This window comes from Streptomyces sp. NPDC001606 (assembly GCF_053596835.1).
The window spans coordinates 84,224-109,572 of the sequence record NZ_JBSFHC010000004.1 but is presented as its reverse complement, the minus strand read 5'-3'; the positions used below and the strand labels follow the sequence as shown (position 1 = coordinate 109,572).

Genomic DNA, 25,349 nt, shown 5'->3' with positions numbered 1-25,349 from the left:
GCCCGCACTCGTCTGCAAGCGCTTCTGTCGTTCCCCCCGCATCCTTAAGGGAATCCATGACCCAGCACGTCACCGACGCAGTCCCCACCGACGCCTCCCCCGCCGCCTCCGGGCGCCGGGAGTGGTGGCGCGACGCGGTCATCTACCAGGTCTATCCGCGCAGTTTCGCCGACGGCAACGGCGACGGCATGGGCGATCTGCCCGGCATCCGCTCCCGGCTGCCGTACCTGAAGAAGCTGGGGGTGGACGCCGTCTGGCTGTCGCCGTTCTACGCCTCCCCGCAGGCGGACGCCGGCTACGACGTCGCCGACTACCGGGCCGTGGACCCGATGTTCGGCACCCTCACCGACGCCGACGACCTGGTCCGCGACGCGCACGCCCTGGGCCTGAAGGTCATCGTGGACGTCGTCCCCAACCACTGCTCCGACCAGCACGAGTGGTTCAAGCAGGCGCTGCGCGAGGGTCCCGGCTCGCCGCTCCGGGAGCGCTTCCACTTCCGGCCCGGCAAGGGCGTGGACGGCGAACTGCCGCCCAACGACTGGGAGTCGATCTTCGGCGGCCCGGCCTGGACCCGGGTCCCGGACGGCGAGTGGTACCTGCACCTGTTCGCGCCGGAGCAGCCCGACTTCAACTGGGACCACCCCGCGGTGCACGACGAGTTCCGCTCCATCCTGCGGTTCTGGCTGGACCTCGGGGTCGACGGCTTCCGCATCGACGTCGCGCACGGCCTGGTGAAGGCGCCCGGTCTGCCGGACATCGGCCACGAGGAGCAGGTCAAGCTGCTGGGCACCGAGGCGATGCCCTACTTCGACCAGGACGGCGTGCACGAGATCTACCGGGGTTGGCGGCGCATCCTGGACGAGTACCAGGGCAGCGAGCGCATCGCGGTCGCCGAGGCGTGGACGCCGACGGTGGAGCGCAGCGCCCTGTACGTCCGCCCGGACGAGCTGCACCAGGCCTTCAACTTCTCCTACCTGACCACCGAGTGGGACGCGGCCGGCCTGCGCGATGTCATCGACCGCTCGCTGAGCGCCGTCAACGCCGTGTCCGCGCCCGCCACCTGGGTGCTGTCCAACCACGACGTGGTCCGGCATGTCACGCGGCTCGCGGACGGGGACGAGGCGCACGGTCTGCGCCGGGCCCGCGCGGCGACGCTGCTGATGCTGGCGCTGCCCGGCTCGGCCTACCTCTACCAGGGTGAGGAACTCGGTCTGCCCGAGGTCGTCGACCTGCCCGACGAGGTCCGCCAGGACCCGGCGTTCTTCCGCAGCTCCGGCCAGGACGGCACGCGCGACGGCTGCCGGGTGCCGCTGCCGTGGTCCGGGCAGGAGCCGCCGTTCGGCTTCGGTCCGGTCGCGGGCGGCCCCAGCTGGCTGCCGCAGCCCGCGGACTGGAAGCACCTGACCGTCGAGGCGCAGGAGGGCGACCCCACCTCCACGCTGGAGTTCTACCGCAGCGCGCTCGCCGTACGGCGCGAGCACCCGGCGCTCGGCGCGGGCCGCGAGATCACCTGGCTGGAGACCCCCGAGGGGGTGCTGGCCTTCCGCCGCGACACCGCCGAGGGCTCCTTCGTCTGCACGGTCAACCTCACCGCCGCGCCGGTCGTGGTCCCGACGCCGGGCACCCTGCTGCTCGCCAGCGCCGACGTCCAGCCGGGCGCCGCGAGCACGGAACTGCCCGCGGACTGCACCATCTGGTGGGCAGTCTGAGATGCGGCCGGTACAGTCCAACACTGTGACCACACGGCTTGCCGACATCGCTGCGCAGGCGGGGGTGAGCGAAGCGACCGTCAGCCGGGTCCTCAACGGGAAGCCGGGCGTCGCCGCCACCACCCGCCAGTCCGTGCTCGCCGCGCTCGACGTCCTGGGCTATGAGCGCCCGGTACGGCTGCGGCAGCGCAGCGAGGGACTGGTGGGGCTGATCACGCCGGAGCTGGAGAACCCGATATTCCCGGCCCTGGCCCAGGTCATCGGACAGGCGCTGACCCGCCAGGGCTACACGCCGGTGCTCGCCACCCAGACCCCCGGCGGGTCGACGGAGGACGAGCTGACCGAGATGCTGGTGGACCGCGGGGTCGCCGGGATCATCTATGTGTCCGGGCTGCACGCGGACACCACCGCCGACATGCAGCGCTATGAGCGGCTGCGGGCGCAGGGCGTGCCGTTCGTCCTCGTGGACGGGTTCTCGCCGAAGGTGCAGGCGCCGTTCATCTCGCCCGACGACCGGGCCGCGATGACGCTCGCGGTGACGCATCTGGTGTCGCTGGGCCACGCCCGGATCGGGCTGGCCCTCGGGCCGAAGCGGTTCGTGCCGGTGCAGCGGAAGATCGACGGTTTCGTGCGGGCCATGCACGACCAGCTGGGCTTCGCGCCCGAGACGGTCGAGTCGGAGCTGATCCAGCACTCGCTGTACACGCTGGAGGGTGGTCAGGCGGCCGCGATGGCGCTGATCGGGCGGGACTGCACCGCGGTGGTCTGCGCCAGCGACATGATGGCCCTGGGGGCGATACGCGCGGCCCGGCAGCAGGGCCTCGAGGTGCCGCGGGACATCTCGGTGGTCGGCTTCGACGACTCCCCGCTGATCGCGTTCACCGACCCGCCGCTGACCACGGTCCGCAAGCCGGTGCCGGCCATGGGCCAGGCGGCGGTGCGCACGCTGCTGGAGGAGATCGGGGGGACGCCGGCGCCGCACAGCGAGTTCGTGTTCATGCCCGAACTGGTGGTGCGGGGCTCCACGGCCTCGGCGCCGCACGGGGTGCGAGCCTCGTAAGGATGTCCGTTCTGTCGTAGGACGTCGTAGGACATCAGGGTCTGCCACAGGACGTGCGGGATGGACCCGGGCTTGGGATGATCTGTCGGAGAAGTCTTTTCTGGCAGACTTGATGCCTATGAGTGACTCGACCGTGACAGCGTCGGAAGGTCGCGAGGAGCTGCCCCTTCCGCGGGCCGTCACGGGCGAGGCCGGAAGGGGACCGCTGCGCCGGCTGCGACGGCTGCGGCGGCCCCGGCTGTGGTTCGAGATCCTTCTGATCGCGGTGAGTTACTGGACGTACTCGCTGATCCGCAACGCGGTCCCCGAGCAGCGGGCCGAGGCGCTGCGCAACGCCGACTGGATCTGGCGCACCGAGCACCATCTGGGCATCGCCGTGGAGCAGTCGGTCAACCATGCGCTGAACTCGGTGACTTGGCTGATCATCGGGATGAACTACTACTACGCCACGCTGCACTTCGCCATCACGCTCGGGGTGCTGGTGTGGCTCTTCCGGTGGCATCCCGGGCGGTACGCGGCGACCCGGCTGGCGCTGTTCGCCACCACGGGCGTCGCGCTCGTCGGTTACTACCTGTTCCCGCTCGCCCCGCCCCGGCTGATGCGCGGCGGGGCCTTCGTGGACACCGTGATGATCCACCACACCTGGGGCTCGATGGCCTCCGGCGACCTCAAGCACATGTCCAACCAGTACGCGGCCATGCCGTCCATGCACATCGGCTGGTCGCTGTGGTGCGGGCTGACCGTCTTCCTGCTGGCCTCGGTGCCGTGGGTGCGGGTGCTGGGGCTGCTGTATCCGGCGGCGACGCTCGCGGTCATCGTCGCCACGGCCAACCACTTCTGGCTGGACGCGGTGGGCGGGATGCTCTGTCTCTCCTTCGGGGTCGCGGTGGCCCGGGTCTGGTACGGCGCGCTGCCCTGCCGGCTGCCGCGCCGGGTGCCGCAGCCGGGGCCGGAGCGGGAGCCGGTCCGGGCCGCTCAGCCCTCGTAGAACAGCTCCTGGACGACCGTGCGGGCCCTGCGGGTGGTACGGCGGTAGGCGTCCAGCATGTCGCCGGCGTGTCCGGCGCCGTAGCCCAGGTAGCGGCCCACGGCGGCCAGCTCGCGCGGCTCGGTCGGGAAGGTGTCGCCGGCCCGGCCGCGGACCAGCATCACCGCGTTGCGCACCCGGGTGGCCAGCACCCAGGCCTCGTCCAGCACGGCCGCGTCGTCGGCGTCCAGCAGCCCCGCCGCCTGCGCCGCGGCCAGGGCCGGGCGGGTGCGGGTGGTGCGCAGGCCGGGCACCTCGTGGGCGTGCCGCAGCTGGAGCAGCTGGACGGTCCACTCCACGTCCGACAGGCCGCCGGGGCCGAGCTTGGTGTGCAGCTTGGGATCGGCGCCGCGCGGCAGCCGCTCGGACTCCATACGGGCCTTGAGCCGGCGGATCTCGCGGACGGCGTCGTCCTCCAGACCGCGCGGCGGATAGCGCAGCGGGTCGATCAGCTCGATGAAGCGGCGGGCCAGGTCCTCGTCGCCGGCCACCGGCTCGGCCCGCAGCAGCGCCTGCGACTCCCAGACCAGGGACCAGCGGCGGTAGTAGGCCTCGTACGACTTCAGGGTGCGCACCAGGGGCCCCGACTTGCCCTCCGGGCGCAGACCGGCGTCGATCAGCAGCGGCGGGTCGGTGCTGGGCAGCTGGAGCAGCCGGCGCATCTCCTCCACGACCTTGTTGGCCGCGGCGGCCGCCTCCTGCTCGTCGACGCCGTCCCTCGGCTCGTGCACGAAGAGGACGTCGGCGTCGGAGCCGTACCCCAGCTCGCCGCCGCCGAACCGGCCCATTCCTATGATCGCGAACCGGGTGGGGAGCGTGTCGCCCCAGCTGTCCCGCACCACCGCGCGCAGGGCGCCCGCCAGGGTGGCCGCGGTGAGGTCGGAGACCGCCGTGCCGACCCGGTCCACCAGGGCGCCCTGGTCGGCCTCCACGGGGCTGGTCTCCGTGCCGTAGGACGCCACGATGTCCGCGGCGGCGGTGCGGAACAGCTCCCGGCGGCGCACGCCACGGGCCGCGGTGACGCCCTGCCGGGCGTTGTCCGCGCGGCCCACCGCCGCCAGGACCTCCTGTTCCAGGTGGGCGCGTTCCCGCGGTGCGAGGCCGCCGCCCCGGCCGTCGCCGTCGCCGAGCAGCGCCACCGCCTCCGGGGCGCGCATCAGCAGGTCGGGGGCGAGGCGGCCGGCCGACAGGACCCGGGCCAGGTTCTCGGCGGCCGCGCCCTCGTCCCGCAGCAGCCGCAGGTACCAGGGGGTCTTGCCGAGCGCGTCGGAGACCTTGCGGAAGTTGAGCAGCCCGGCGTCCGGGTCCGCCGAGTCGGCGAACCAGCCGAGCAGGACCGGCAGCAGGGTGCGCTGGATCGCCGCCTTGCGGGTCACCCCGGAGGCGAGGGCCTCCAGGTGGCGCAGGGCGGAGGCCGGGTCCGCGTAACCGAGGGCGACGAGGCGTTCACGGGCCGCCTCCGGGCTCAGCCGGGTCTCGCCCGGGGCGAGTTGGGCGACCGCGTCGAGCAGCGGGCGGTAGAAGAGCTTCTCGTGCAGCCGCCGTACGACCGTGGTGTGCCGCTTCCACTCGCGGGTCAGCTCGGCCACCGGGTCCGTGCGCAGGTTCAGCGAGCGGCCCAGGCGGCGCAGGTCGGCCTCGGCCTCGGGGACCAGGTGGGTGCGGCGCAGCCGGTACAGCTGGATGCGGTGCTCCATGGTGCGCAGGAAGCGGTACGCCTCGTCCAGCCGGGCGGCGTCCTCGCGGCCCACGTAGCCGCCCGCGGCGAGCGCCTGGAGGGCGTTCAGAGTGGTGCCGCTGCGCAGCGTGTGGTCGGTGCGGCCGTGCACCAGCTGGAGGAGCTGGACCGCGAACTCGACGTCCCGGAGGCCGCCCGGGCCCAGCTTCAGCTCGCGGTCGACCTCGGCCGCGGGGATGTTCTCCACGACGCGCCGGCGCATCTTCTGCACGTCCGGTACGAAGTTCTCCCGTTCGGCCGCCTTCCAGACCAGGGGGTGCAGGGCGTCCAGGTACGCCTGGCCGAGGTCGGGGTCGCCGGCCACCGGGCGGGCCTTGAGCAGGGCCTGGAACTCCCAGGTCTTCGCCCAGCGCTGGTAGTAGGCGAGGTGGGAGGAGAGGGTGCGGACGAGGGGGCCGTTGCGGCCCTCGGGGCGCAGGTTGGCGTCCACCGGCCAGATCGAGCCCTCGACCGTGCTCTCGGAGCAGATCCGCATGAGATGCGAGGCCAGTTTGGTGGCCGATCTCAGGGCCTGGGTCTCGGTGGCGTCCCCCGCCGCCTCCGCCACGAAGATCACGTCGACGTCCGAGACGTAGTTCAGCTCGTGCCCGCCGCACTTGCCCATCCCGATCACCGCGAGGCGGCAGGCCGCGGCGTCGGCCGGGGCGGCCTGCCGGGCGATCGCGAGGGCCCTGCGGAGGGTGGCGGTGGCCAGGTCGGCCAGTTCCGCCGCGGTCTGCGCGGTGTCCGTCGTGCCGCAGACGTCCCGCGCGGCGATGGACAGCAGGCAGCGGCGGTAGGCGACACGGAGGGAGACCGGGTCGGTGGCCTCGGCCAGGCCCCGCTCGAACTCGGCAAGGCCCGGATGCAGGTCCTGGGGCTCGTAGGTGACCAGGGCGCGCCAGTCGGTGGGGTGCCGGGCCAGGTGGTCGGCGAGGGCGGCGGAGGCGCCCAGGACGCCGAGGAGGCGGTCGCGGAGGGGCTTGGCCGCGATGAGGGTGTCCAGCAGTTCGCGGTGGACGGCGGTGGAGGGCTGGGCCTCCAGGAGGCGGACCAGGCCGTGCAGGGCGAGGTCGGGGTCGGCGGTGGCGCCCAGGGCTTCCAGCAGGACGGGGTCGTTGCGGACCGGGGCCAGCTCGGGGCCGTCCAGCAGGCGCTCGGCGGCGGAGGGGTCGGTGAAGCCGTGCCGGAGCAGGCGGGTGAAGGTGCTGCTTCTGCGGCCCGGCGTCATCTCCGTGGTCTCCCCTCGGATCGGGTTCGTCCTGGCCAGAGCCTAACCGGAGGGGTGGCGGGGTGGCCTGGGCGGGCGGAGGGCTGGGGTGGTGGCTGGGTGCAGGTGGTGGTTTCCATGCCTGCGGCGGCCTGTGCGGGTGCATGGTGGTGTGGGAGCCGCCATCGGGCCGTTCCGAGTCGGTGCCGTGCGCGGCCGCACTCACCGTTCATCGGCTCTTCACCCGCGCGGTTGGCTCACGTGGCACCCGGGAATGTTGACGTGTGCATGCTCTGTCCGCACCGCCAGCCCTCTTCCAACCGGAGGTTGATGTGTCCGGCAGTTCCGTGTACCGCCGAGCCCGTACCGTCGCGGCGTCCGCAGTGGCCCTCGCCGCGGCCGCGACCGGGCTGTGGACGGGGCTGGGGTCCGCGCACGCCGCGGGCGCCGTGCCCACCCCGGACCACGTGGTCGTCGTGGTCTTCGAGAACCACGCGTACAGCCAGGTCATCGGCTCCTCCAGCGCGCCGTACATCAACTCGCTGAAGTCCGGTGGTGCCAGTCTGAGCCAGTCGTACGCCGAGACCCACCCCAGCCAGCCGAACTACTACGCGATGTTCTCGGGCTCCACCCAGGGCATCACCGACGACAGCTGTGTGACCCCCGGGTTCTCCTCGGCCCCCAACCTCGCCTCCGAGGTGATCGCCGCCGGGAAGAGCTGGGCCAGCTACAACGAGTCGCTGCCCAGTGACGGGTCGACCGTGTGCAGCAGCGGCAATTACGCCCAGAAGCACAACCCGTGGTTCGGCTTCAGCAATGTCCCGACCTCGACCGCGAAGACGTTCGCGGAGTTCCCCACGGACTACTCGACGCTGCCGCAGGTGTCGTTCGTGGTGCCCAACCTCTGCGACGACATGCACGACTGCTCCGTCGCCACCGGCGACACATGGCTGAAGAACAACCTCGGCGCCTATGCCACCTGGGCCAAGACGCACAACAGTCTGCTGGCCGTCACGTTCGACGAGGACAACCGGCTGAGCGGCAACCGGATCCCGACCGTGTTCTACGGGCAGCCGGTCACGCCCGGGTCGACCAGTTCCACGACGTACAACCACTACAACCTGCTGCGCACCCTGGAGGACATGGAGGGGACGGGCACGCACGCGGGCAACGCGGGCTCGGCGCAGGACATCACGGGTATCTGGGCGTCCTGACGTGTACGTAGCGGACAGTCGCGCGTCCGCCGATGGCGCCGTCCGGCCGGTGGCCGGGCGGCGCCGGGCGGCGGTCGCCCCTGCCGTTCTCGCTCTCGGGGCGGTCAGCCTGATCACGGACGTGTCGTCCGAGATGGTCACGGCCGTACTGCCGTTGTACCTGGTCAGCGGGTTGGGCCTGTCCCCGCTGGGGTTCGGGGTGCTGGACGGTGTGTACAACGGGTTCTCGGCGCTCGTACGGCTCGCGGGCGGGCATCTCGCCGACCGGGGCGGTGGGCGGCACAAGTGGGTCGCCGGTGCCGGTTACGCGCTGTCGGCGGTGTGCAAGCCGTTGCTGCTGGTGGCTCACTCGCTGACCCCGATCGGGCTGGTGCTGGCGCTGGACCGGACGGGGAAGGGGCTGCGCACCGCTCCGCGGGACGCGCTCATCTCGCTGTCGGCTCCGGCCGAGTCGCGGGGGCGGGCGTTCGGGGTGCACCGGGCCATGGACACCGCGGGCGCCCTGTGCGGTCCGCTGGTGGCGTTCCTGATCCTGCGGGCCGCCGTGGACGGGTACGACGCCGTGTTCACGGTCAGCTTCTGCGTGGCCGTGCTGGGTGTCCTGGTGCTGGTGCTGTTCGTGCCGGGCGGCCGGGGCGGTGCGGTGCCCGTGCAGCGGCCCACGCTGCGGGGAGCCGTGGGACTGCTGCGCGGGCGGGCGCTGCGGCGGGTCGGCGTGTGTGCGCTGCTGCTGGGGCTGGCCACGGTGAGCGACTCGTTCGTGTACCTGCTGTTGCAGCGCCGGCTCGGGGTTCCGGACCGGTGGTTCGCGCTGTTGCCGCTGGGTACGGCGGCCGCGTTCCTGTTGCTCGCGGTGCCGCTCGGGCGGTTCGCGGACCGGGTCGGGCGGTGGCGGGTGTTCCTCGCCGGCCATGGGGCGCTGCTGGTCGCGTACGGGCTGCTGCTCACGTCGTGGCGGGGGGCCGCGCTGCCGTTCGTGGTGCTGGCGCTGCACGGCTGCTTCTACGCGGCGACCGACGGGGTGCTGATGGCCGCGGCCTCGGACGGGGTGCCGGAGGGCTTGCGCTCGTCCGGGCTGGCCCTGGTGCAGACCGGGCAGGCGGGGGCCCGTTTCGCCTGCTCACTGCTGTTCGGCGCGGCCTGGACGGTGTGGGGCGACCGGGCCGCGCTGGCCGGCGCGACGGTGGCGCTGGCCACGTGCGCGTTCTTCTCCTTCCGTCTGCGTCCGAAAGGCGTCGTGTGACTGTCCGTGCGCGGGTTCTGGTTCTGGTCTCGGCCGTCGTCCTGCTGGCGGCGGTCGGGGTGGCGGCCGTGCTGCATGCCTCGGCCCGGGCGGAACGACGTGATCAGGTGCAGGCCGGCGGGCCGCGCGTCAGCCCGGGCACGGTGACGCTGACACAGGCCGGGCGCATGCTGTTCCGCAGTATGGCGTGGGGGCCGCACCGGGACGAGGTGGTGTCCGTCCCGGCCGGCGATCCGGCGGGGGCACGTACCGCCTCCGGGCTCAAGTGCCTGCGCTTCTACGCGGCTTCGGGGACCGGCGTGTGTCTCCAGGCGGTGCACGGGCCGGTCTCGGACACCTATCGTGCGCTGGTCCTGGACGCGCGTCTGCGGACCCTGCACCGCTATGACGTGCCGGGCATCCCGTCGCGCGCCCGGGTCTCCCCCACCGGGCACTTCGCCGCCTGGACGGCGTTCGTGGGCGGTGACTCGTACGCCGGGACGAACTTCTCCACACGCGCGGCGATCGTGGACACCCGCAGCGGGACGCTGATTCCGACCCTGGAGGACTTCCGGATCGTGAAGGACGGCCGTCCCTACCGGGCGGCGGACGTCAACTTCTGGGGCGTGACCTTCGCCGCGGACGACCGCACCTTCTATGCCACGCTGGCGACGAAGGGGCGTACGTATCTGGTGCGGGGGGATCTGCGGAGCCGCACGCTCACCACGGTGCACGAGAACGTCGAGTGCCCCTCGCTGTCGCCGGACGGCACACGGATCGCCTACAAGAAGCGGGTGAAGGGCCTGCCCAAGGACGCTCCCTGGCGGCTGTACGTGCTCGACCTGCGCACATGGCGCGAAACACCGCTGGCCGAGCGGCGCAGCGTCGACGACCAGGCGGTGTGGAAGGACGACCACGACATCGTGTACGCGCTGCCCGGGGACTACGGCGCGGATCTGTACGAGGTACCGGCGGACGGGTCGGGGCGTGCGCACAGGATCAGTACGGCCGCGGTGTCCGCCGCGTTCCCCCGCTGACCGGTCCCCGGCGGGCCGCACGTGTAGGCCCCGCTATGCGCTCCTGCGCCATGCCTCACGTGCGCACGTCGCCCGATTGACTGACACCGCGTTACCATCGCTCAACTAGGCCTGCTTCATGGGTGTTTGAGGCGGGCTCGCATGCCCTGAACCGGTGTCTGGAGCCGCATTGCGCACGGAAGTACGTACGGTCACGCCCGAACTGGCCGAGGAGTGGCTGAAGGCGAACATCGCCAACCGCCCGCTGAGCCGGCAGACGGTCACCCAGCTGACGAAGGCGATCGAGCGGGGCGAGTGGAAGCTGACGCACCAGGGCATCGCGTTCGACGAGGATGGCCAGCTGGTCGACGGCCAGCATCGCCTGCACGCGGTCGCCAAGGCCGGTCTGCCGGTGCAGATGCTGATCGCCTATGGCGTGCCGAGGGCCGCCTTCACCGTGATGGACACGGGACGCAAGCGGACCGGACGCGACGCGCTCGCCCTCGCGGGTGAGCAGAACAGCACGCACCTGGCCGCCGCGCTGCGCGGCCTCCAGCTGTACCTGTCCTCCCCCGACGCCTCCTGGTCGGGAGGCTCGGCGCTGATCTCCAACGACCAGCTGCTGACCATCCTCGAGCAGCACCCCGACATGCGCGACGCGATCTCCCGTGGCATGGCCCTGAACCGGGCGACCAAGGTGACGGTCACGGCGGCGTCGATCGGCTGGTACGTCACCTCGCGCGAGCGTCCGGACGTCGATCAGGCGCCGTGGTACGAGGGTCTGCTGAGCGGTGCGGGTCTCGGCGAGTCGGACCCCCGGCTGACGCTGCGGAACACCCTGCTCGGCATGGCGGCCGGCCAGCGGTACCGCCGGAAGGACGACTCCCGCGAGCACCTCCTGTACTACCTCAAGGCCTGGAACGCATGGGTCGAGGGCCGTCCCATGAAACTCCTGCGGCGGTCGCCCGGCGAGAAGATGCCCAAGATCACGAAGAAGTTCCGCGCCGATCCGAGCCTGGACGACGACATCTCCTGAGGGCTGCCGGGATCCGTTACGCCGCTCCGGTGCCGGGGCCGGATCGGCGGCGGGTGCGGGCGCGCAGGGCGAGGGCTGTTGCCGCCGCGGCGGCGAGGAGCAGGGCGGCCGTGGTCCAGGTCGCGGCGCCGACGGAGGAGGGTGCGGCGGTGCAGTGGTCGGCGGCGGTGATGCGCAGCCGGGCCCAGGGTCGGGCGGGCTCGTCCAGCCGGGAGTCGTGCCGGTAGACGACGTAGAGGCCGGGGGACGCGTCGCAGGTGAGGGTGGTGGTGGCGGTCAGGACGGCCTTGGCTCCGCGCAGCACGGGACGGTCGGTGAAGGCGCGGGAGGTGAGGATGATGTCGCCGTCCGCGCCCTCGTCGTCGTTGTCCGTGAGGGTGATCCGGCTGCCGGCCCGGAAGGTGCGCACGTCCCACACGGACTGGGGCCAGGGGTCGTCCGGCGCCCAGCGCTCCTCCAGGGCGGGCTTGGGCAGGCGGGCCACCTCGGTACGGCAGGCGCGGCGTGCGGAGGCATCGGCGGGCGCCACGCGCACGCGTGCCCAGACGAAGGGGGTCTCGTCCGGTCCCACGTCCCCGGCGCCCCTCAGCACCACCGGGTAGGTGCCCGGGCGGGTGTCGCAGGCGATGGTGACGGTGGTGGTCAGCAGCGGGTCCCTCATGCGCAGCGTTCCCGGCGCGAGAAACGCGCGCGAGTTGAGGGTGTCGCCGTACCGGCCCAGGGCGCCCCGCCGCTCCTCGATCGCCAGGGTGTCACCGGGCCGCACCGAGCGGACGCTGCCGAGCGGGAGCGATGCGTGCGACCGTGCGGCCGCGGCCGGTGCGGCCGCGAGGAGGGGCAGCAGAAGCGCCGCGCACACGGCCCTGCGGAGTCGGTGCATCGCCTCGCCTGTCTGTCGCCGCTCACTGGTCCCCCTGCAAGAGGGGTGGGCGGCACGTGCCGTTCCCGGCCTCCGGCGCACAGCCGTGGACGGTCCGACCATCGGACTATCGTCTCGGTCCAGGTGGCGGCCGCCATGCGCGGCGAGGGGGGTGTGCGTGCCGAAGGGACTGGCCCAGCTGGGCCGAGGGCTGTACGGGACGAGGGCGCGGGACCAGCACCTCGGCCCGGCTCCGCCGGGCAGCGGCGACAGGGGCCTGCTGCGCAGCGGGTCCGTTCCCTGCCTGGTGACGGTCCTGCGGCTGGCGGCGCACCGGAACGCGGCCGACGGCGCCGGCGTGGGCCTAGCGGCGGCGCTCGTCCGCGCCGGTCATCTCGCCCGGGCGGTCGAGCTGGCCCGGTCGGGCGTGGGCCGCTCCCGGTCCCGGTCCCGGTCGGACGAGGGTCTCATCCGGCTGGTGCGGACGGCGGGCGAGGCCGGAGACCTGGACGGCGCGCGGGCGCTCATCGAGTCGCTGACCGACCGCTCGCTGCGGGACTGCGCCTTGGTCGCCCACATCCCGGCGGTGGCCCGCGCCGGTGCACCCGAGCGCGCCGCCGCCCTCGTGGAGACGGTCCGCTACCCGCACAACCGGCCGCAAGCCTGGGCCGGGCTGGCGAAGGCGGTGGCGGACGGCGGCGACTTCCCCGCCGCGCTCGGGTACGTCGCCAGAGCGGTCGAGTGCACCGACGGCGGTGCGGAGACGGGACGGGTGCTTGTCACGGCCATGGAGATCGCGCACGCCGCCGGCGACCACGTCCTGGCCGGCACGTTCGCCGACCGGGTGGAGGACCTCATCCGGTGCGAGGGCCGCACGGGCGTCGGACAGCGCGCGTTCCTGGTGGCGGTGCTGGCCTTCGAGGCCCGCAACGGTGACCTGGACCGGCTGGATGCCGTGCTGCGCAGCCTGGCCCGCGCGAAGGCGCCGGCGCCGCCGGAGGACGACACCGACTCGGATGTCCTGTGTCTGACGATCCCCACCCGGCCCCGTCCGCCCTTCGACGCGCGGATCGTGCCCGAGCTGCTGGAGGCGGTCGCCGAGACCGCCGACCGGGAGGTGGCCGTTGCCCTGGCCGACCGGGCGGAAGCGCTGATCCGCTGCGACGAGGACGTCGACAGCGCCGCGCTGAGGGAGGCCCTGGCCTTGCTGCTGGCCCGGCACGGGCAGGTCGAGCGGGCCATGGCACTGGCCGACCGGATCGTCGAGCCCGACCTGAGGGCGGCACGGAAGGCCGAGATCGTGGAGGCACTGGCCTGGTCCGGGGACACGGACCGGGCCGAGGCCCTCGCGCGCGCCTTCGCCGACCGCTGGGCGCGGAGCCGGGCGTTGATGGCCGTCGTCGGCGAGCTGGCCCGGCGGGGCGAGACGGGCCGGGCCGAGGCCCTCGTGCCCACGATCCCCGACCGCTGGGGGCGGGAGGAGGCGCTCAGCGACGTCGTGGTCGCGCTGGCCCGGCAGGGCGAGCCGGAGCGGGCCGAGGATCTCGCTCACACGATCCGACACGGCCGGACACGGGCCCGTGCACTGGCCGCCCTGGTCGACGTGACGGAGCCCGCCCGCGCCCGCAGGCTGGCCGCCCGCGCCGTCTTGCTCGGCGGCTGGGCGGTGGTCCTCGAAGACCTGGAGGAGATCGCCCCCGGCGGGGCACGGGCCATCGCCGACGAGGTGATGACCTGGCGGGAGGCGCGCGCGTAGGGCGCAGACCCGGCGGTCGGTGCCATGCTGGCAGGAGACAGGGGGGTTCATGAGTGTCGGGGGAGGCCGGCTCCGGTCGGTGGGCCGGGTGCTGGCGTGGGCCGGTGTGGTGGTGGTGCCGCTCGGGCTGGCGTGCGCGGTCGGGTTCCAGCTGTGGCCGTGGGGATCCGGGCCGGGGTGGGAGGACGGGGTGGCGGATCTCGCTGTTATCGGCGCGTACGCGGTCCTGGTCTTCGTACTGGACCGCGGATCCTTCCGCGGCAGGGACGGCCGTGAGGCGCGTGAGGCGGCCGTCGTCGCCGCGGCGGCGCTGGCCTTCCTGGCAGGCGCACTGGGGGCGACCCAGGATGCGGTGCGCGACTGGCGGGCCGCGCACATCCCGACCGTGCCGGTCACCGCGTCCCTCGACGGATGCAGCGAGCTGACCAGCGGCACCTCGGGAGACACGACGGTGTACCGCTGCCAGTACCACTGGTCGTTCCAGGGCCGTCCCCGGGAGGAGGAACGCCACGCCAAGGACCTCTACCCGGACGGCCACACCCTGACGGTCCGGATGAACCCGGCCACCGGCGATCTGGTCGACACCGGCCCGGCCAAGTTCATCCAATCGACCGTGGTGGCAGCCCTCATCGCGTTCGCCCCCCTGAGCGTCCTCGTCCTGGCGCTGTTGGCCACCCCGGACTGGCTCCACCGCATCCGCTCCGGCCCCCGCCCCACTGTCCGCTCCGCTAACCGTCGCCGTGGGCCATAAGCCTGTTGAACAGCTCCGTACATGCGGTAATCAACGAGGCTGCGGCGACACCGAAGAGCACACCACTGTTGAACTCCTCGAAGTGCTCGTCCCTCGCCTTTTCGACACTGTGAGCCCGAGCCTCCACAGAATGCATGTACACAGGTCCCCACGTGTCAATTTGATACTCCCACTTGCGAACCACATCCCCGCTCCCCTTCGCAAGAGGCGGACCCGTGTCCAACACCCAGTCGCTGTCACCTCCTTTCAACACGGCTATCACGTTCACCGGCGGCCCGTGCAGTTTGGCAATGGAGTCACCTTGAGCCACATAGACCCCTGAAAGCGAAATTGCAGCATTGCTTCCGTCTTCAATGAGGAACTGATGCTCGGACGACGGCCAGCAGATGGAAATCTGATTGGGCGGCCGACCCGGCGACGACGAAAGAGCGCCATTTGGCACGAAGGTTCTATAGCTGAGCGACGGATCCACAGGCTGGGAAATCATGGATGTATGAAGGAAGTCACCCTCAGGCTCATGCATGACCCGACCGGAAGGCGAGTTGTGAACCCTGACGGACCACTGAAGGTCCGACGTGGCCGCTGCACCCAGGAACTGCACGAGTTCACAGTCGTACCGAGCCCGCTCACCCGGAACCGAATAGCCAAGCTTCACCGTCATCCACACGTCAAGGGTCTTCATCTCCCTGACTTTATCGCCAACCACGAATACGACGTTCGGCGACTTGGGTTCTTTCGGAGCTTCTATCTCAGGGTTGATACGAACGGAAACAAGGAAGAGAATTGCAGTAAGACCAAAGAGGACGAAGACAGTGAAGTATCGCCTCCAGAAAGAGTTTCGGGCGTTTCTGGCGGCCCAAGCGGCGATGGCAATTCCCAGCCCCAGCCCCATCAGCACCTGACCAAGCAGGTGGGAAGCGTAGCCGTAGTAAAAGGCCAGGCCGACCAGGACCAGTACCAGTACCAGCGCCAGGACTACGCAAACGACAGTCAGCGAGCGGTTAGGTCCCGGGCCCGCGCCAGGGACGCGTTCCTGCATCTCGGAAGACCTCGTTCACCTCTACTCTCGCATTTCATCCTCGCCCCACTCATGCGCTGACGCCACTCGTGCCGAAACGCCGTGTGGCCGGCCGCGCAGAGCGGTCGGCCACACGGGAGCTGATACAGGTCAGGCCTGCCTCTACAGCACCGGCAGGTTCTTGCGCAGCTCGAAGGCCGTGACCTCGCTGCGGTACTCCTCCCACTCCTGGCGCTTGTTGCGGAGGAAGAAGTCGAAGACGTGTTCGCCGAGGGTGTCGGCGACCAGGTCGCTGCGTTCCATGAGGCTGAGGGCCTCGCCGAGGTTCTGCGGGAGGGGTTCGATGCCCATGGCGCGGCGCTCGGCGTCGGAGAGGGCCCAGACGTCGTCCTCGGCGCCCGGCGGGAGCTCGTAGCCCTCCTCGATGCCCTTGAGGCCGGCGGCCAGCAGGAGCGCGTAGGCCAGGTAGGGGTTGGCGCCGGAGTCCAGGGAGCGGACCTCCACGCGCGCGGAGCCGGTCTTGCCGGGCTTGTACATCGGGACGCGGACCAGGGCGCTGCGGTTGTTGTGGCCCCAGCAGATGTACGAGGGGGCCTCGCCGCCGGCGCCCGCGGTGCGCTCGGAGCCGCCCCAGATGCGCTTGTACGAGTTGACCCACTGGTTGGTGACCGCGGAGATCTCGGCGGCGTGCCGCAGCAGGCCCGCGATGAAGGAGCGGCCCACCTTGGAGAGCTGGTACTCGGCGCCCGACTCGTAGAACGCGTTGCGGTCGCCCTCGAAGAGGGAGAGGTGGGTGTGCATGCCGGAGCCGGGGTGCTCGGAGAAAGGCTTCGGCATGAAGGTCGCCTGGACCCCCTGCTCCAGCGCCACCTGCTTCATGACCAGGCGGAACGTCATGATGTTGTCGGCCGTGGAGAGCGCGTCCGCGTAGCGCAGGTCGATCTCCTGCTGGCCCGGCGCGCCCTCGTGGTGGGAGAACTCCACCGAGATGCCCATCGACTCCAGCATGGTGATGGCCTGGCGGCGGAAGTCCATGCCGATGTTCTGCGGGGTGTGGTCGAAGTAGCCCGAGTTGTCGGCCGGGGTGGGGCGGGAGCCGTCCAGCGGGCGGTCCTTCAGCAGGAAGAACTCGATCTCGGGGTGGGTGTAGAAGGTGAAGCCCAGGTCGGAGGTGCGGGCCAGGGCGCGCTTGAGGACATAGCGCGGGTCCGCGAAGGAGGGGGAGCCGTCCGGCATGAGGATGTCGCAGAACATCCGGGCGGTGCCGGGGGCCTCGGCGCGCCAGGGCAGGACCTGGAAGGTGGAGGGGTCCGGCTTGGCGATCATGTCGGACTCGTAGACCCGGGCGAAGCCCTCGATGGCGGAGCCGTCGAAGCCGATGCCCTCGTCGAAGGCCTGCTCCAGCTCGGCAGGGGCCACGGCGACGGACTTGAGGAAGCCCAGCACGTCCGTGAACCACAGGCGTACGAACCGGATGTCCCGCTCCTCCAAGGTCCGGAGCACGAACTCCTGCTGCTTGTCCATCTTCCGCTTCCCCATCCTTGCTGGTCAGGCCGCCTGTCCCCGGTACCACGGGAGGCGGTCGGGCACCTGAGCATCCCACCACAACACCATTTCGTGCGCGTTGCGGACCTTGATCGCCCGAGCATCCACGGGCTGAACGCCTCTCGTCCGGCAGGTGTACTGCTCTGCCGCCCATCTTGCCTGCTCGGACCGGTATCCGTAATGGCCGGTCCGGTTCGAGGCGGTACAGGGACAGCGTAAGGAGTGCCCCTGCACGGTTCACATGATCGGCCGGGTCGCGGGGCCCGGGCGGGCGCTCTTCGGTTGGGCACGGGTTCCCCATTACGATCGGCGGGCCCCACCCTCACCTTCCGCCCCTCGCCAGAAGGACATACGCCTCATGGGTTCCGCCAAGAACAGCAGCAGCGGCAGCGCGGCGCGCAAGGCCCGCATCGAGGAGATGCGGCGCGCCGACCGTGCCCGCGAGCGCCGCAACCGGGTGCTGGTCGTCGCCGCGTCCGTGGTGGTCGTCGCCGGTCTCGCCGTCGGCGGTGTGGTCGTGGCGAACGCGCAGTCCGGCAAGAAGTCGGACACCGCCACGAAGGACGCCCCGGCCAAGAACACGCTCGACGGCAAGGGCGGGGACGCGGGCGACTCCGGGCATTTCGTCACCGGCAAGGACGGCGTGCGGACCTGGACCGGGAAGCTGTCCCGGACGCATGTGGCGACCAAGGTGGCGTATCCGATGCACCCGCCGGTCGGCGGCAACCACAACCCCGTCTGGGCGACCTGTGACGGCACCGTCTACACCTCGCCGCTCCAGGACGAGAACGCCGTGCACTCGCTGGAGCACGGCGCGGTCTGGGTGACGTACACCAGCAAGGCGAAGAAGGCCGACGTGGACGCGCTCGCGGCCAAGGTGCACAAGACGCCGTACTCGCTGATGAGCCCCTACGAGAACCAGGCCGCTCCGCTGATGCTGACGGCGTGGGGCCACCAGGTGGCCGTGAAGAGCGCGAGCGACCCCGAGGTGAACAAGTTCCTCGCCGCCTATGTGCAGGGCCCGCAGACGCCGGAGCCGGGGGCCGCCTGCACCAGCGGGGCGATGTAGTGGGGCGGCAGCACATCGGCTGGCTGGCGGGGGCCGCGGCGGCGGTCCTCGTCGCGGCCGGCGCGGCCACCTACGCGGTGGCCGAGGACTCCGGTGGATCGGACCCGCGCGCAGAGGTCCCGGCGGCGGAGTCGGCGGACGCGGGGTTCGCCCGTGACATGGCGGTCCACCATCAGCAGGCCGTGGAGATGGCGTACATCGTGCGGGACCGCACGAGCGACCCGGACGTGCGGCGGCTCGCCTACGACATCGCGCAGACGCAGGCCAACCAACGCGGCATGCTGCTGGGCTGGCTGGATCTGTGGGGGCTGCCCAAGGTGTCGGCGGATCCGCCGATGACCTGGATGGGCATGGGGGACATGGCCTCCGGCAAGGACGGCGCGCTGATGCCGGGCATGGCGACCAACACCGAGCTGGACAGGCTCCGGTCGCTCAGCGGCAAGCAGGCGGAGGTCCTCTTCCTCCAGCTGATGACGGACCACCACAAGGGCGGGATCCACATGGCCGAGGGGTGTGTCGCCAAGTGCACCGTCGGCGTGGAGAAGCGGCTGGCGCAGGGCATGGTCGACGCCCAGCAGTCGGAGTTGCAGGTGATGGCGGGGATGCTCAAGGAGCGCGGGGCGAAGCCGCGTTCGTGACGCCGCGTTCGTGGACGGCCGCGCGTGTGAAGTTTCAAAGGGAAGGAGCTTGCCCGTGTTGTTGAACAGCGGGCAAGCCCTTTCGTGACATTTCCGTAATCACAAAAGGCCTCAAATCGCCCTACGTGGCGGTTACTTGAGTTTCTCTTGACCTTTACCTTTACCTGGCATGAACCGTTCATCGACAGAGTGACCCCCATCGTGTGATCCATACGGCCGGCCGTAACCGCCGCGGGCCGGCGCGCGGACCGCGTGTCGTATCGACCACTACATGCATGCGAACCGCATCGCAGGGGGTTTTATGAGATCCAACCGCGCCAAGATGCGCGCCGGTGTGAGCATGGCGGCAACTCTGCCCATGATCGCCGGTGCTCTGGCGCTGGGCATACCCGCGGCCCACGCCTCGGGCAGCCCCGCTCGTGACGCACTCAAGGGCACCAAGCCGCTCTGGGCCACGGCCAAGGCGGACAAGGGCGCGACCGCTGACAGCGCCCAGGTGAACGCCCGGGTGTACCTGGCCGGCAAGGACGCGGCGGGCCTCGCCGCCTACGCGAAGGCCGTGTCCGACCCCAGCTCCAAGCTGTACGGCAAGTACCTGAGCGCCAAGAAGGCGCAGAGCCGCTTCGGTGCCACCAAGGCGCAGGTCGCGGCCGTGAAGTCCTGGCTGACCTCGGCCGGCCTCAAGGTCACCTCGGTCACCCCGCACTACGTCGCCGTCTCCGGTGACGTGGCCGCCGCCGAGAAGGCGTTCGGCACCCAGCTGCACAACTTCGCCAAGGGCTCGAAGACCTACCGCGCCCCGGCGCAGCCGGCCTCCGTCCCGGCCGCCCTGAAGGACGCCGTCCTCACCGTCACCGGTCTGGACAGCGCCCCGCACAAGGCGAACCACGACGACCAGCTGCCGCCGCCGGACGCCGTGTTCAAGAACTCCGGTCCGTTCTCCTCGTACTACGGCTCGAACATCGCGACCACGCTGCCGGACGCGTACGGCGGCAAGATCCCGTACGCGGTCAAGGGCTACACCGGCAAGCAGCTGCGCGCCGCCTACGGCGCCGGCTCCTACACCGGCAAGGGCGTGCGCATCGCGATCACCGACGCCTACGCCTCGCCGACCATCGCGTACGACGCGGGCGCCTACGCGGTCAAGCACGGCGACGCGGCCTGGAAGACCAGCCAGCTGCACCAGGTGCTGCCGAAGACGTACACCAAGACCAAGGAGTGCGGCGCGGCCGGCTGGTACGGCGAGGAGACCCTCGACGTCGAGGCCGTGCACGCGGTGGCCCCGAACGCCGACGTCACCTACGTCGGTGCGGCGTCCTGCTTCGACGACGACCTGCTCGACTCGCTCAGCAAGGTCGTCGACAACCACCTCGCCGACATCGTCTCCAACTCCTGGGGCGACATCGAGGCCAACCAGACGCCGGACCTCGCGGCCGCCTACGACCAGGTCTTCCAGCTGGGCGCGGTCCAGGGCATCGGCTTCTACTTCTCCTCCGGTGACGACGGCGACCAGGCCGCCAAGTCCGGTACGAAGCAGGTCGACACCCCGGCCAACTCCGCCTGGGTGACCGCGGTCGGCGGTACCTCGCTGGCCGTCGGCAAGAACAACTCCTACATGTGGGAGACCGGCTGGGGCACCGAGAAGGCGACCCTGTCGGCGGACGGCAAGAGCTGGGACAACTTCCCCGGCGCCTTCACCTCGGGCGCGGGCGGCGGCACCAGCAAGACGGTCCCGCAGCCGTACTACCAGAAGGGCGTCGTCCCGGACTCGCTCGCCAAGGCCAACAGCGCCGACGGCAACCGCGTGGTCCCGGACATCGCGGCCATCGCCGACCCGAACACCGGCTTCCTGGTGGGTCAGACCCAGACCTTCCCGGACGGCTCGCAGCAGTACAGCGAGTACCGCATCGGCGGCACCTCGCTGGCCGCCCCGGTGATCGCGGCGATCCAGGCGCTGGCCCAGGAGGCGCGCGGCGGCAAGGCGATCGGCTTCGCCAACCCGTCCATCTACGCCAAGTACGGCAAGGCCGGCGTGTACCACGACGTCACGGACAACCCGACCGGCTCCGGCCTGGCGGTCGCCCGCGTGGACTTCGCCAACGGCCTGGACGCGAGCGGCGGCCTGCGCTACTCGGCCCGCACCCTCGGCAAGGACAGCTCCCTGTCGGCGGTCACGGGCTACGACGACGTGACGGGCGTCGGCACGCCGGCGAACGGCTACGTCCAGTCGTACGCCAAGAAGAAGTAACGCTCCGCTGAGGGGCGGGGGCGTTGGGGTGCTGGGCACCCCGACGCCCCTTCTTTGCGTTACGCCGACGTCTTCAGTGCAGTGATGAAGGGGGTCCAGGCGGTGGAGGGGAGGAGGAGGGTGGGGCCGCCGGGGATTTTTGAGTCGCGGACGGGGACGAGGTCGGGGATGCCGTCCGCTACTTCGACGCAGTTGCCACCGTCTCCATTGCTGTAGCTCGACTTGCGCCAGAGGGCGGCGCCGGGGAAGTCGCTGGCTACTTCGACACAGTCCCCGCCGTCACCGTTGCTGTAGCTACTCTTGAACCAGAGAGCGTCACTCAAGTCGATCCGGTTGCTTGCCATTTCGGTAATCCTCTGCCGCGGCCTTGATCATGGCGAGGGACGTGTCTGGTGACAGCGCGACGGCCCTGAGCCGATCGTATGCCTTGCGGTACTGCTTCACGAGGGCCGGATCATCGACGGTGTCCCCGCTGTAGGACGCCTCCGTGTAGATGAGCGGTGGAGCGTCCGGGAAATCCATGACCATGATGGACGCGGCCATCAGCGGGTACGCGCCGGACGTCCGCGGAACGATCTGCGGAGTGATGCGATGCCTCTCGGCCAACTCCGCGATGCGATCGAGTTGCGCGGCCATGTCCGGGGCTGTCAGAAGCGGTTCCGTGATCAGCGACTCGTGCAGGATCACCCAGTACTCCGGGGTGGAGTGATCCCTCTCGAAGAGCCGGGCGCGGGCGAGTCGGGCCGTCACTTTCTCCTCAACCCACTCGTCAGCGGCCGCCGGGTGGGCCGACCGGACCAACAACCGTGCGTAGGGGGCCGTCTGGAGAAGCCCCGGGAAGGTGATGGGGCACCACTCCTCGATGGACTCCGCGTACTTCTCCGCCTCCAGGACCTTCTCGAAGTACGCGGCATGCGGCCCGCGCCGCGCCTTCCTTACGTCCTCGCACCGCCGCTCGAAGAACCCGTCCGTCTCCAGGACCCGGTCCGCATGCCGCGCCAGATCCAGCGGCATCCTCCGCTCCCCGCGCTCGATGTCGCTGAGGTACGTCTTGCCGTAGAAGCTGCCCTCCAGGAACGCTTCCAGGGACAGGCCCGCCGCCTCCCGCTTCCACCGCAACTCCTTGCCGTAGAAGGTCGGAACGCTCATCGAGCCGTCGATGTCCTTGCCCCGAGCCACCGCTCGCCCTCCTCCGCTGCCCTGGTCGCGAACGCGAAACCTCTTTCACGGTAGCGAGTGGGGCGACACTCTGTGAGGCGTTCGTCACAGACCGCACAGAAGGTTGCCCCCATGTCCGACCCCCACTCCCCCACCGCCTATGACGTCACCCTCTGCGTGGAGGACCTCCGCTCCGCCCTCTCCCTGCACGGCATCACGCTCCCGTCCCTCACCGTCGACCTCGCGAGCTTCGCCGGTACGTACGCGCCACCTGCCGGACTCGTCACGCTCGGGAACTGCAACACGGCGACCGCACGCGCGCTGGCGGCTGCGCTCAGGAAGACGGCGGGCCGGTGAGGACGGCGCTCGAACTCCGGTTCCTGGCCACGCCGAAGGCCGCGCCGGAGCTGCGCCACCAGCTCCGCGCACACGGGTACGACGTGCGGCTGTGCGCCACGGAGCTGGTCACGAACGTCATTCGGCATGTCGGCGAGGGCACCCCGGTGACCGTACGGGTCATCGGTGCGGCGGGACACGGCCGTACCCGCATCGAGGTGAGCGACCCCGATCCGCGCGCCCTGCCGGTCCTCGTCCCGTCCGCCGCGGAGGGCGCGGAGGACGGGCGGGGGCTGGCGCTGGTCGACGCGCTCGCCGAGCGGTGGGGGGTGGAACAGGGGCCGGACCGGAAGACGGTGTGGTGCGAGCTGGGGTGATCCGCGCTATCCGTGCAGCCAGACCCGCAGCGGGCCGACGGGTTCGAAGCCGTGGCGCAGGGCGGCCGCCAGGTTCTCGCCGTGCTCGTAGCCGACCAACGGCAGGGCCGGGAACAGCCGGTGCACCGTCTCCAGGACGCCCGGCCAGGCCGCGTCCGGGCCGCCGTCCGCCGCGAAGACGTTGGAGATGCCGACCACCCGGTCGCTGCGGCTCGCCACCGCTCCGGCGGCCACCCGGCCGTCCGGGGACCGGCCCGCGAGCACGAAGGTGGCCGGGTCGTCGAGCAGTTCGGGCCGGAACAGGTCCGCGTCGCCGTCCCCGTCGTCCCAGGCCAGCGCCCAGGCGCGGAGGGTGTCCGGGTCGTCCGCCACGGTCCAGGTGAGATCCGGGGCGGCGGCGGGTGCGCCGGCCGGGCGGTGGATCCACTGTGCCTCGAACAGGACGTCGAAGCCGGCCCCGCTCAGGTCGAGGTCGGCGAAGCTGTCCTTGACGGAGGCGCCCGGCGCGGTGGTGTCGATCCGGGCCGCCAGCGCGGCCGGGTCGGCGCCCGGTACGAGCGTCACCGCGTCGGGGTAGTACAGCGGCGTGCGGGCCGGGGCGGTCCACGCCTGCGGGCCGAACTCGCCCGCCAGGCCGTGCGAGCGGCTCATCGCCGCGCACCACTCGGCGTTGTTGCGGGCGGCGGCCAGGACCATGCTCTGCGTTGACGTCGTCACAATTGCGGATCATGACGTGTGCCGGGCCGCAGGTCGAACGCTTTTCCGGCGCCGCCCCCGCCCCCCGGGTGAGAGCATCTGCCCATGAGCGACGACCCGGAAGTGAGTGCTCTGGCGATCAACGTCACGATCCCGCAGGAGCTGCGCTGGACGGACACGCGACGCGGCGAGGAGTTCATGCTGACCACGCTCAATGTCCGGCTGCTGCCGGACGGCCGCCTCGCCGCGAAGGCCTACGGGCGGCCGGTCGCCGGCGGCCGGGGCGCCTATGTCTCGTTCCCGGTGCCCGACCGGCCCGAACTGGCGGCCCTGGTCGCCGGCGCCGCCGAACGCGCCGGGGCGTTGTGGGCCGCCCATCGCGGTCTCGGCTGAGGCTCGGGCTCAGGCTCCCCGGCCCGCCTTCAGCCGTGCAGCGCCTGCGACTCCTGCGGCACCCGGCCCGCGACCACCCGGCCCGCCGACGGGGTCGCCCGGCGCCGGTCCACCGCGTAGGCCACGCCCGCCACCCCCAGGCCCAGCACCGCGAGCCCCGCTCCGGCCGTCGCCGGGGACGTCGTACCGAAGCCCGCGGCCAGCGCCAGGCCGCCGATCCAGGCGCCGCCCGCGTTGGCGAGGTTGAAGGCGGCCTGGTTGGCGGAGGAGGCGAGGGAGGGGGCCGCGGCGGCCTTCTCCATGACCATCAGCTGGAGCGGGGAGCCGGTGACGAAGGCCGCCGTGCCGAGCAGGGTCACCGCCAGGGCGGCGCTCCACTCCGCCCGCATCAGCAGCGGGAACAGCAGCAGGACGACACCCAGGGAGGCCAGGCCGCCGAACAGGGTGCCGCGCAGGGAGTGGTCGGCGAGGCGGCCGCCGGCCAGGTTGCCGATCGTGGCGCCGACACCGAAGAGGGCCAGCAGGAGGGTGACGGAGGTCTCGGCGTAGCCCGCGGCACCGGTCAGCATCGGGGTGACGTAGCTGTACGCCGCGAAGAGCGCGCCGAAGCCCGCGACCGTCGTACCGAGCGCCAGCCACACCGGCAGGGACCTCAGGGCGGCCAGCTCGCCGCGCAGGCTGCCGCTTGCGGTGGCGTGCCCCGTGCCGTGCGGGACTAGGAGGGAGAGCGAGGCGATCGCCGCCAGGCCGATCACGCTCACCCCGAGGAAGGTCGCCCGCCAGCCCAGGTGCTGGCCCACCAGCGTCGCCACCGGCACGCCCGCGATGTTGGCGACGGTCAGGCCGAGGAACATCAGGGAGACCGAGCGGGCCTTGCGCTCCGGCTCCACCAGCGACGTGGCGACGACCGCGCCGACGCCGAAGAAGGCGCCGTGCGGCAGCCCGCTGAGGAAGCGGGCGGCCAGCAGCGTGTCGTTGCCCGGGGCGAGCGCCGACAGCGCGTTGCCCACGACGAACAGCGCCATCAGGGCGATCAGCACCGTGCGACGGGACATGCGGGCCGTGAGCGCGGCCAGCAGCGGGGCGCCGATGACGACGCCCAGCGCGTACGCCGAGACCAGGTGCCCGGCGGTGGGGATGGAGATGTGCAGGTCGTCCGCGACGTCGGGCAGGATGCCCATCATGGCGAACTCGGTCGTGCCGATGCCGAATGCGCCGACGGCCAGGGCCAGCAGGGCCAGGGGCATGAAGAGCCTGTGCCTTTCGGGGAGAGAGCGGAGTGCGAGCGGTGGGT

The 25,349-nt window shown here is 71.4% G+C and carries 23 protein-coding genes; 15 read left to right on the top strand and 8 right to left on the bottom strand.

Annotated elements, in window-relative coordinates:
- Positions 1-56: 56 nt before the first annotated feature.
- The 3 genes from ACWCV9_RS10235 (at position 57) to ACWCV9_RS10225 (ending at position 3,757) form a co-directional block, all read left to right on the top strand.
- Entirely contained in the window at positions 57-1,709 is a 1,653-nt protein-coding gene (locus tag ACWCV9_RS10235) for a glycoside hydrolase family 13 protein (RefSeq protein ID WP_450785392.1), read from the top strand.
- Between the two features lie 25 nt (positions 1,710-1,734).
- On the top strand, positions 1,735-2,769 hold the full coding sequence (locus ACWCV9_RS10230; protein WP_450785390.1) for a LacI family DNA-binding transcriptional regulator: 1,035 nt from the start codon (positions 1,735-1,737) through the stop codon (positions 2,767-2,769).
- 118 nt (positions 2,770-2,887) lie between these two features.
- Positions 2,888-3,757, top strand: coding sequence for a phosphatase PAP2 family protein (locus ACWCV9_RS10225; protein WP_450785389.1), 870 nt, complete (start codon positions 2,888-2,890; stop codon positions 3,755-3,757).
- On the opposite strand, the gene ACWCV9_RS10220 is transcribed toward ACWCV9_RS10225, so the two are convergent.
- Complete coding sequence (locus tag ACWCV9_RS10220) at positions 3,745-6,744, bottom strand: bifunctional [glutamine synthetase] adenylyltransferase/[glutamine synthetase]-adenylyl-L-tyrosine phosphorylase (RefSeq protein WP_450785387.1); 3,000 nt, start codon at positions 6,742-6,744, stop codon at positions 3,745-3,747. The two genes, ACWCV9_RS10225 and ACWCV9_RS10220, sit on opposite strands and share 13 nt — an antisense overlap.
- A 311-nt stretch (positions 6,745-7,055) precedes the next feature.
- On the opposite strand from ACWCV9_RS10220, the gene ACWCV9_RS10215 reads away from it, so the two are divergent.
- The 4 genes from ACWCV9_RS10215 to ACWCV9_RS10200 all read left to right on the top strand — a co-directional run bounded on the left by ACWCV9_RS10215 (position 7,056) and on the right by ACWCV9_RS10200 (position 11,211).
- A complete protein-coding gene (locus tag ACWCV9_RS10215) occupies positions 7,056-7,937 on the top strand; it encodes an alkaline phosphatase family protein (protein WP_385845123.1) in 882 nt (293 codons plus the stop codon).
- Between the two features lies 1 nt (position 7,938).
- The gene (locus ACWCV9_RS10210; RefSeq protein ID WP_450785386.1) at positions 7,939-9,180 is read left to right on the top strand and encodes an MFS transporter; all 1,242 of its coding nucleotides are present in this window, start codon (positions 7,939-7,941) and stop codon (positions 9,178-9,180) included.
- Positions 9,177-10,196, top strand: a complete 1,020-nt coding sequence (locus tag ACWCV9_RS10205; RefSeq protein ID WP_450785384.1) for a TolB family protein — start codon at positions 9,177-9,179, stop codon at positions 10,194-10,196. The genes ACWCV9_RS10210 and ACWCV9_RS10205 overlap by 4 nt, the downstream gene beginning before the upstream one ends.
- Positions 10,197-10,365: 169 nt before the next feature.
- Positions 10,366-11,211, top strand: a complete 846-nt coding sequence (locus tag ACWCV9_RS10200) for a hypothetical protein (protein WP_450785382.1) — start codon at positions 10,366-10,368, stop codon at positions 11,209-11,211.
- 16 nt (positions 11,212-11,227) lie between these two features.
- On the opposite strand, the gene ACWCV9_RS10195 is transcribed toward ACWCV9_RS10200, so the two are convergent.
- Positions 11,228-12,091 carry a hypothetical protein gene (locus tag ACWCV9_RS10195; protein ID WP_450785381.1) on the bottom strand — a complete coding sequence of 288 codons (864 nt, stop codon included), beginning with the start codon at positions 12,089-12,091 and terminating at the stop codon, positions 11,228-11,230.
- Between the two features lie 157 nt (positions 12,092-12,248).
- On the opposite strand from ACWCV9_RS10195, the gene ACWCV9_RS10190 reads away from it, so the two are divergent.
- Together ACWCV9_RS10190 and ACWCV9_RS10185 are read left to right on the top strand one after the other, a co-directional pair.
- Positions 12,249-13,826, top strand: a complete 1,578-nt coding sequence (locus ACWCV9_RS10190; RefSeq protein ID WP_450785379.1) for a hypothetical protein — start codon at positions 12,249-12,251, stop codon at positions 13,824-13,826.
- A 49-nt stretch (positions 13,827-13,875) separates the two neighbouring features.
- Positions 13,876-14,577: a hypothetical protein gene (locus ACWCV9_RS10185; protein ID WP_450785377.1), complete on the top strand. Its 702-nt coding sequence runs from the start codon at positions 13,876-13,878 to the stop codon at positions 14,575-14,577.
- Here ACWCV9_RS10185 and ACWCV9_RS10180 read toward each other — a convergent pair.
- Both ACWCV9_RS10180 and glnA read right to left on the bottom strand, forming a co-directional pair.
- Positions 14,555-15,616, bottom strand: coding sequence for a hypothetical protein (locus ACWCV9_RS10180; protein WP_450785375.1), 1,062 nt, complete (start codon positions 15,614-15,616; stop codon positions 14,555-14,557). The genes ACWCV9_RS10185 and ACWCV9_RS10180 overlap by 23 nt on opposite strands.
- A 141-nt stretch (positions 15,617-15,757) precedes the next feature.
- A complete protein-coding gene (gene glnA, locus ACWCV9_RS10175) occupies positions 15,758-17,119 on the bottom strand; it encodes a type I glutamate--ammonia ligase (RefSeq protein ID WP_385845130.1) in 1,362 nt (453 codons plus the stop codon).
- A gap of 379 nt (positions 17,120-17,498) precedes the next feature.
- On the opposite strand from glnA, the gene ACWCV9_RS10170 reads away from it, so the two are divergent.
- From ACWCV9_RS10170 to ACWCV9_RS10160, 3 genes are all read left to right on the top strand, one after another.
- Positions 17,499-18,209 carry a DUF3105 domain-containing protein gene (locus ACWCV9_RS10170; protein ID WP_450785373.1) on the top strand — a complete coding sequence of 237 codons (711 nt, stop codon included), beginning with the start codon at positions 17,499-17,501 and terminating at the stop codon, positions 18,207-18,209.
- A complete protein-coding gene (locus tag ACWCV9_RS10165) occupies positions 18,209-18,847 on the top strand; it encodes a DUF305 domain-containing protein (protein ID WP_450785371.1) in 639 nt (212 codons plus the stop codon). Before ACWCV9_RS10170 ends, ACWCV9_RS10165 begins: the two co-directional genes overlap by 1 nt.
- Positions 18,848-19,148: 301 nt before the next feature.
- Complete coding sequence (locus tag ACWCV9_RS10160) at positions 19,149-21,095, top strand: S53 family peptidase (protein ID WP_450785369.1); 1,947 nt, start codon at positions 19,149-19,151, stop codon at positions 21,093-21,095.
- Positions 21,096-21,154: 59 nt separating this feature from the next.
- On the opposite strand, the gene ACWCV9_RS10155 is transcribed toward ACWCV9_RS10160, so the two are convergent.
- Together ACWCV9_RS10155 and ACWCV9_RS10150 are read right to left on the bottom strand one after the other, a co-directional pair.
- Positions 21,155-21,439, bottom strand: coding sequence for a DUF397 domain-containing protein (locus ACWCV9_RS10155; RefSeq protein WP_450785367.1), 285 nt, complete (start codon positions 21,437-21,439; stop codon positions 21,155-21,157).
- Positions 21,411-22,274 carry a helix-turn-helix domain-containing protein gene (locus tag ACWCV9_RS10150; protein WP_450785366.1) on the bottom strand — a complete coding sequence of 288 codons (864 nt, stop codon included), beginning with the start codon at positions 22,272-22,274 and terminating at the stop codon, positions 21,411-21,413. The genes ACWCV9_RS10155 and ACWCV9_RS10150 overlap by 29 nt, the downstream gene beginning before the upstream one ends.
- A gap of 111 nt (positions 22,275-22,385) precedes the next feature.
- On the opposite strand from ACWCV9_RS10150, the gene ACWCV9_RS10145 reads away from it, so the two are divergent.
- Positions 22,386-22,610, top strand: coding sequence for a hypothetical protein (locus ACWCV9_RS10145; protein WP_450785364.1), 225 nt, complete (start codon positions 22,386-22,388; stop codon positions 22,608-22,610).
- A complete protein-coding gene (locus ACWCV9_RS10140; RefSeq protein WP_450785362.1) occupies positions 22,607-22,966 on the top strand; it encodes an ATP-binding protein in 360 nt (119 codons plus the stop codon). The genes ACWCV9_RS10145 and ACWCV9_RS10140 overlap by 4 nt, the downstream gene beginning before the upstream one ends.
- Before the next feature lie 6 nt (positions 22,967-22,972).
- Here the strand turns inward: ACWCV9_RS10140 and ACWCV9_RS10135 are convergent, their stop codons facing one another.
- On the bottom strand, positions 22,973-23,662 hold the full coding sequence (locus ACWCV9_RS10135) for a hypothetical protein (protein WP_450785784.1): 690 nt from the start codon (positions 23,660-23,662) through the stop codon (positions 22,973-22,975).
- A gap of 105 nt (positions 23,663-23,767) precedes the next feature.
- On the opposite strand from ACWCV9_RS10135, the gene ACWCV9_RS10130 reads away from it, so the two are divergent.
- The gene (locus tag ACWCV9_RS10130) at positions 23,768-24,055 is read left to right on the top strand and encodes a hypothetical protein (protein WP_385845141.1); all 288 of its coding nucleotides are present in this window, start codon (positions 23,768-23,770) and stop codon (positions 24,053-24,055) included.
- 29 nt (positions 24,056-24,084) lie between these two features.
- Here ACWCV9_RS10130 and ACWCV9_RS10125 read toward each other — a convergent pair whose 3' ends face one another.
- Complete coding sequence (locus ACWCV9_RS10125) at positions 24,085-25,302, bottom strand: MFS transporter (protein WP_450785360.1); 1,218 nt, start codon at positions 25,300-25,302, stop codon at positions 24,085-24,087.
- Positions 25,303-25,349 lie beyond the last annotated feature (47 nt).

Coding starts and splice junctions, on each gene's coding strand:
- ACWCV9_RS10235 (WP_450785392.1), top strand. CDS start 57: ATGACCCAGCACGTCACCGACGCAGTCCCCACCGACGCCTCCCCCGCC.
- ACWCV9_RS10170 (WP_450785373.1), top strand. CDS start 17,499: ATGGGTTCCGCCAAGAACAGCAGCAGCGGCAGCGCGGCGCGCAAGGCC.
- ACWCV9_RS10145 (WP_450785364.1), top strand. CDS start 22,386: ATGTCCGACCCCCACTCCCCCACCGCCTATGACGTCACCCTCTGCGTG.
- ACWCV9_RS10135 (WP_450785784.1), bottom strand. CDS start 23,662: ATGGTCCTGGCCGCCGCCCGCAACAACGCCGAGTGGTGCGCGGCGATG.
- ACWCV9_RS10180 (WP_450785375.1), bottom strand. CDS start 15,616: ATGCAGGAACGCGTCCCTGGCGCGGGCCCGGGACCTAACCGCTCGCTG.
- glnA (WP_385845130.1), bottom strand. CDS start 17,119: ATGGACAAGCAGCAGGAGTTCGTGCTCCGGACCTTGGAGGAGCGGGAC.
- ACWCV9_RS10155 (WP_450785367.1), bottom strand. CDS start 21,439: ATGGCAAGCAACCGGATCGACTTGAGTGACGCTCTCTGGTTCAAGAGT.
- ACWCV9_RS10125 (WP_450785360.1), bottom strand. CDS start 25,302: ATGCCCCTGGCCCTGCTGGCCCTGGCCGTCGGCGCATTCGGCATCGGC.
- ACWCV9_RS10195 (WP_450785381.1), bottom strand. CDS start 12,091: ATGCACCGACTCCGCAGGGCCGTGTGCGCGGCGCTTCTGCTGCCCCTC.
- ACWCV9_RS10160 (WP_450785369.1), top strand. CDS start 19,149: ATGAGATCCAACCGCGCCAAGATGCGCGCCGGTGTGAGCATGGCGGCA.
- ACWCV9_RS10220 (WP_450785387.1), bottom strand. CDS start 6,744: ATGACGCCGGGCCGCAGAAGCAGCACCTTCACCCGCCTGCTCCGGCAC.
- ACWCV9_RS10130 (WP_385845141.1), top strand. CDS start 23,768: ATGAGCGACGACCCGGAAGTGAGTGCTCTGGCGATCAACGTCACGATC.
- ACWCV9_RS10185 (WP_450785377.1), top strand. CDS start 13,876: ATGAGTGTCGGGGGAGGCCGGCTCCGGTCGGTGGGCCGGGTGCTGGCG.
- ACWCV9_RS10225 (WP_450785389.1), top strand. CDS start 2,888: ATGAGTGACTCGACCGTGACAGCGTCGGAAGGTCGCGAGGAGCTGCCC.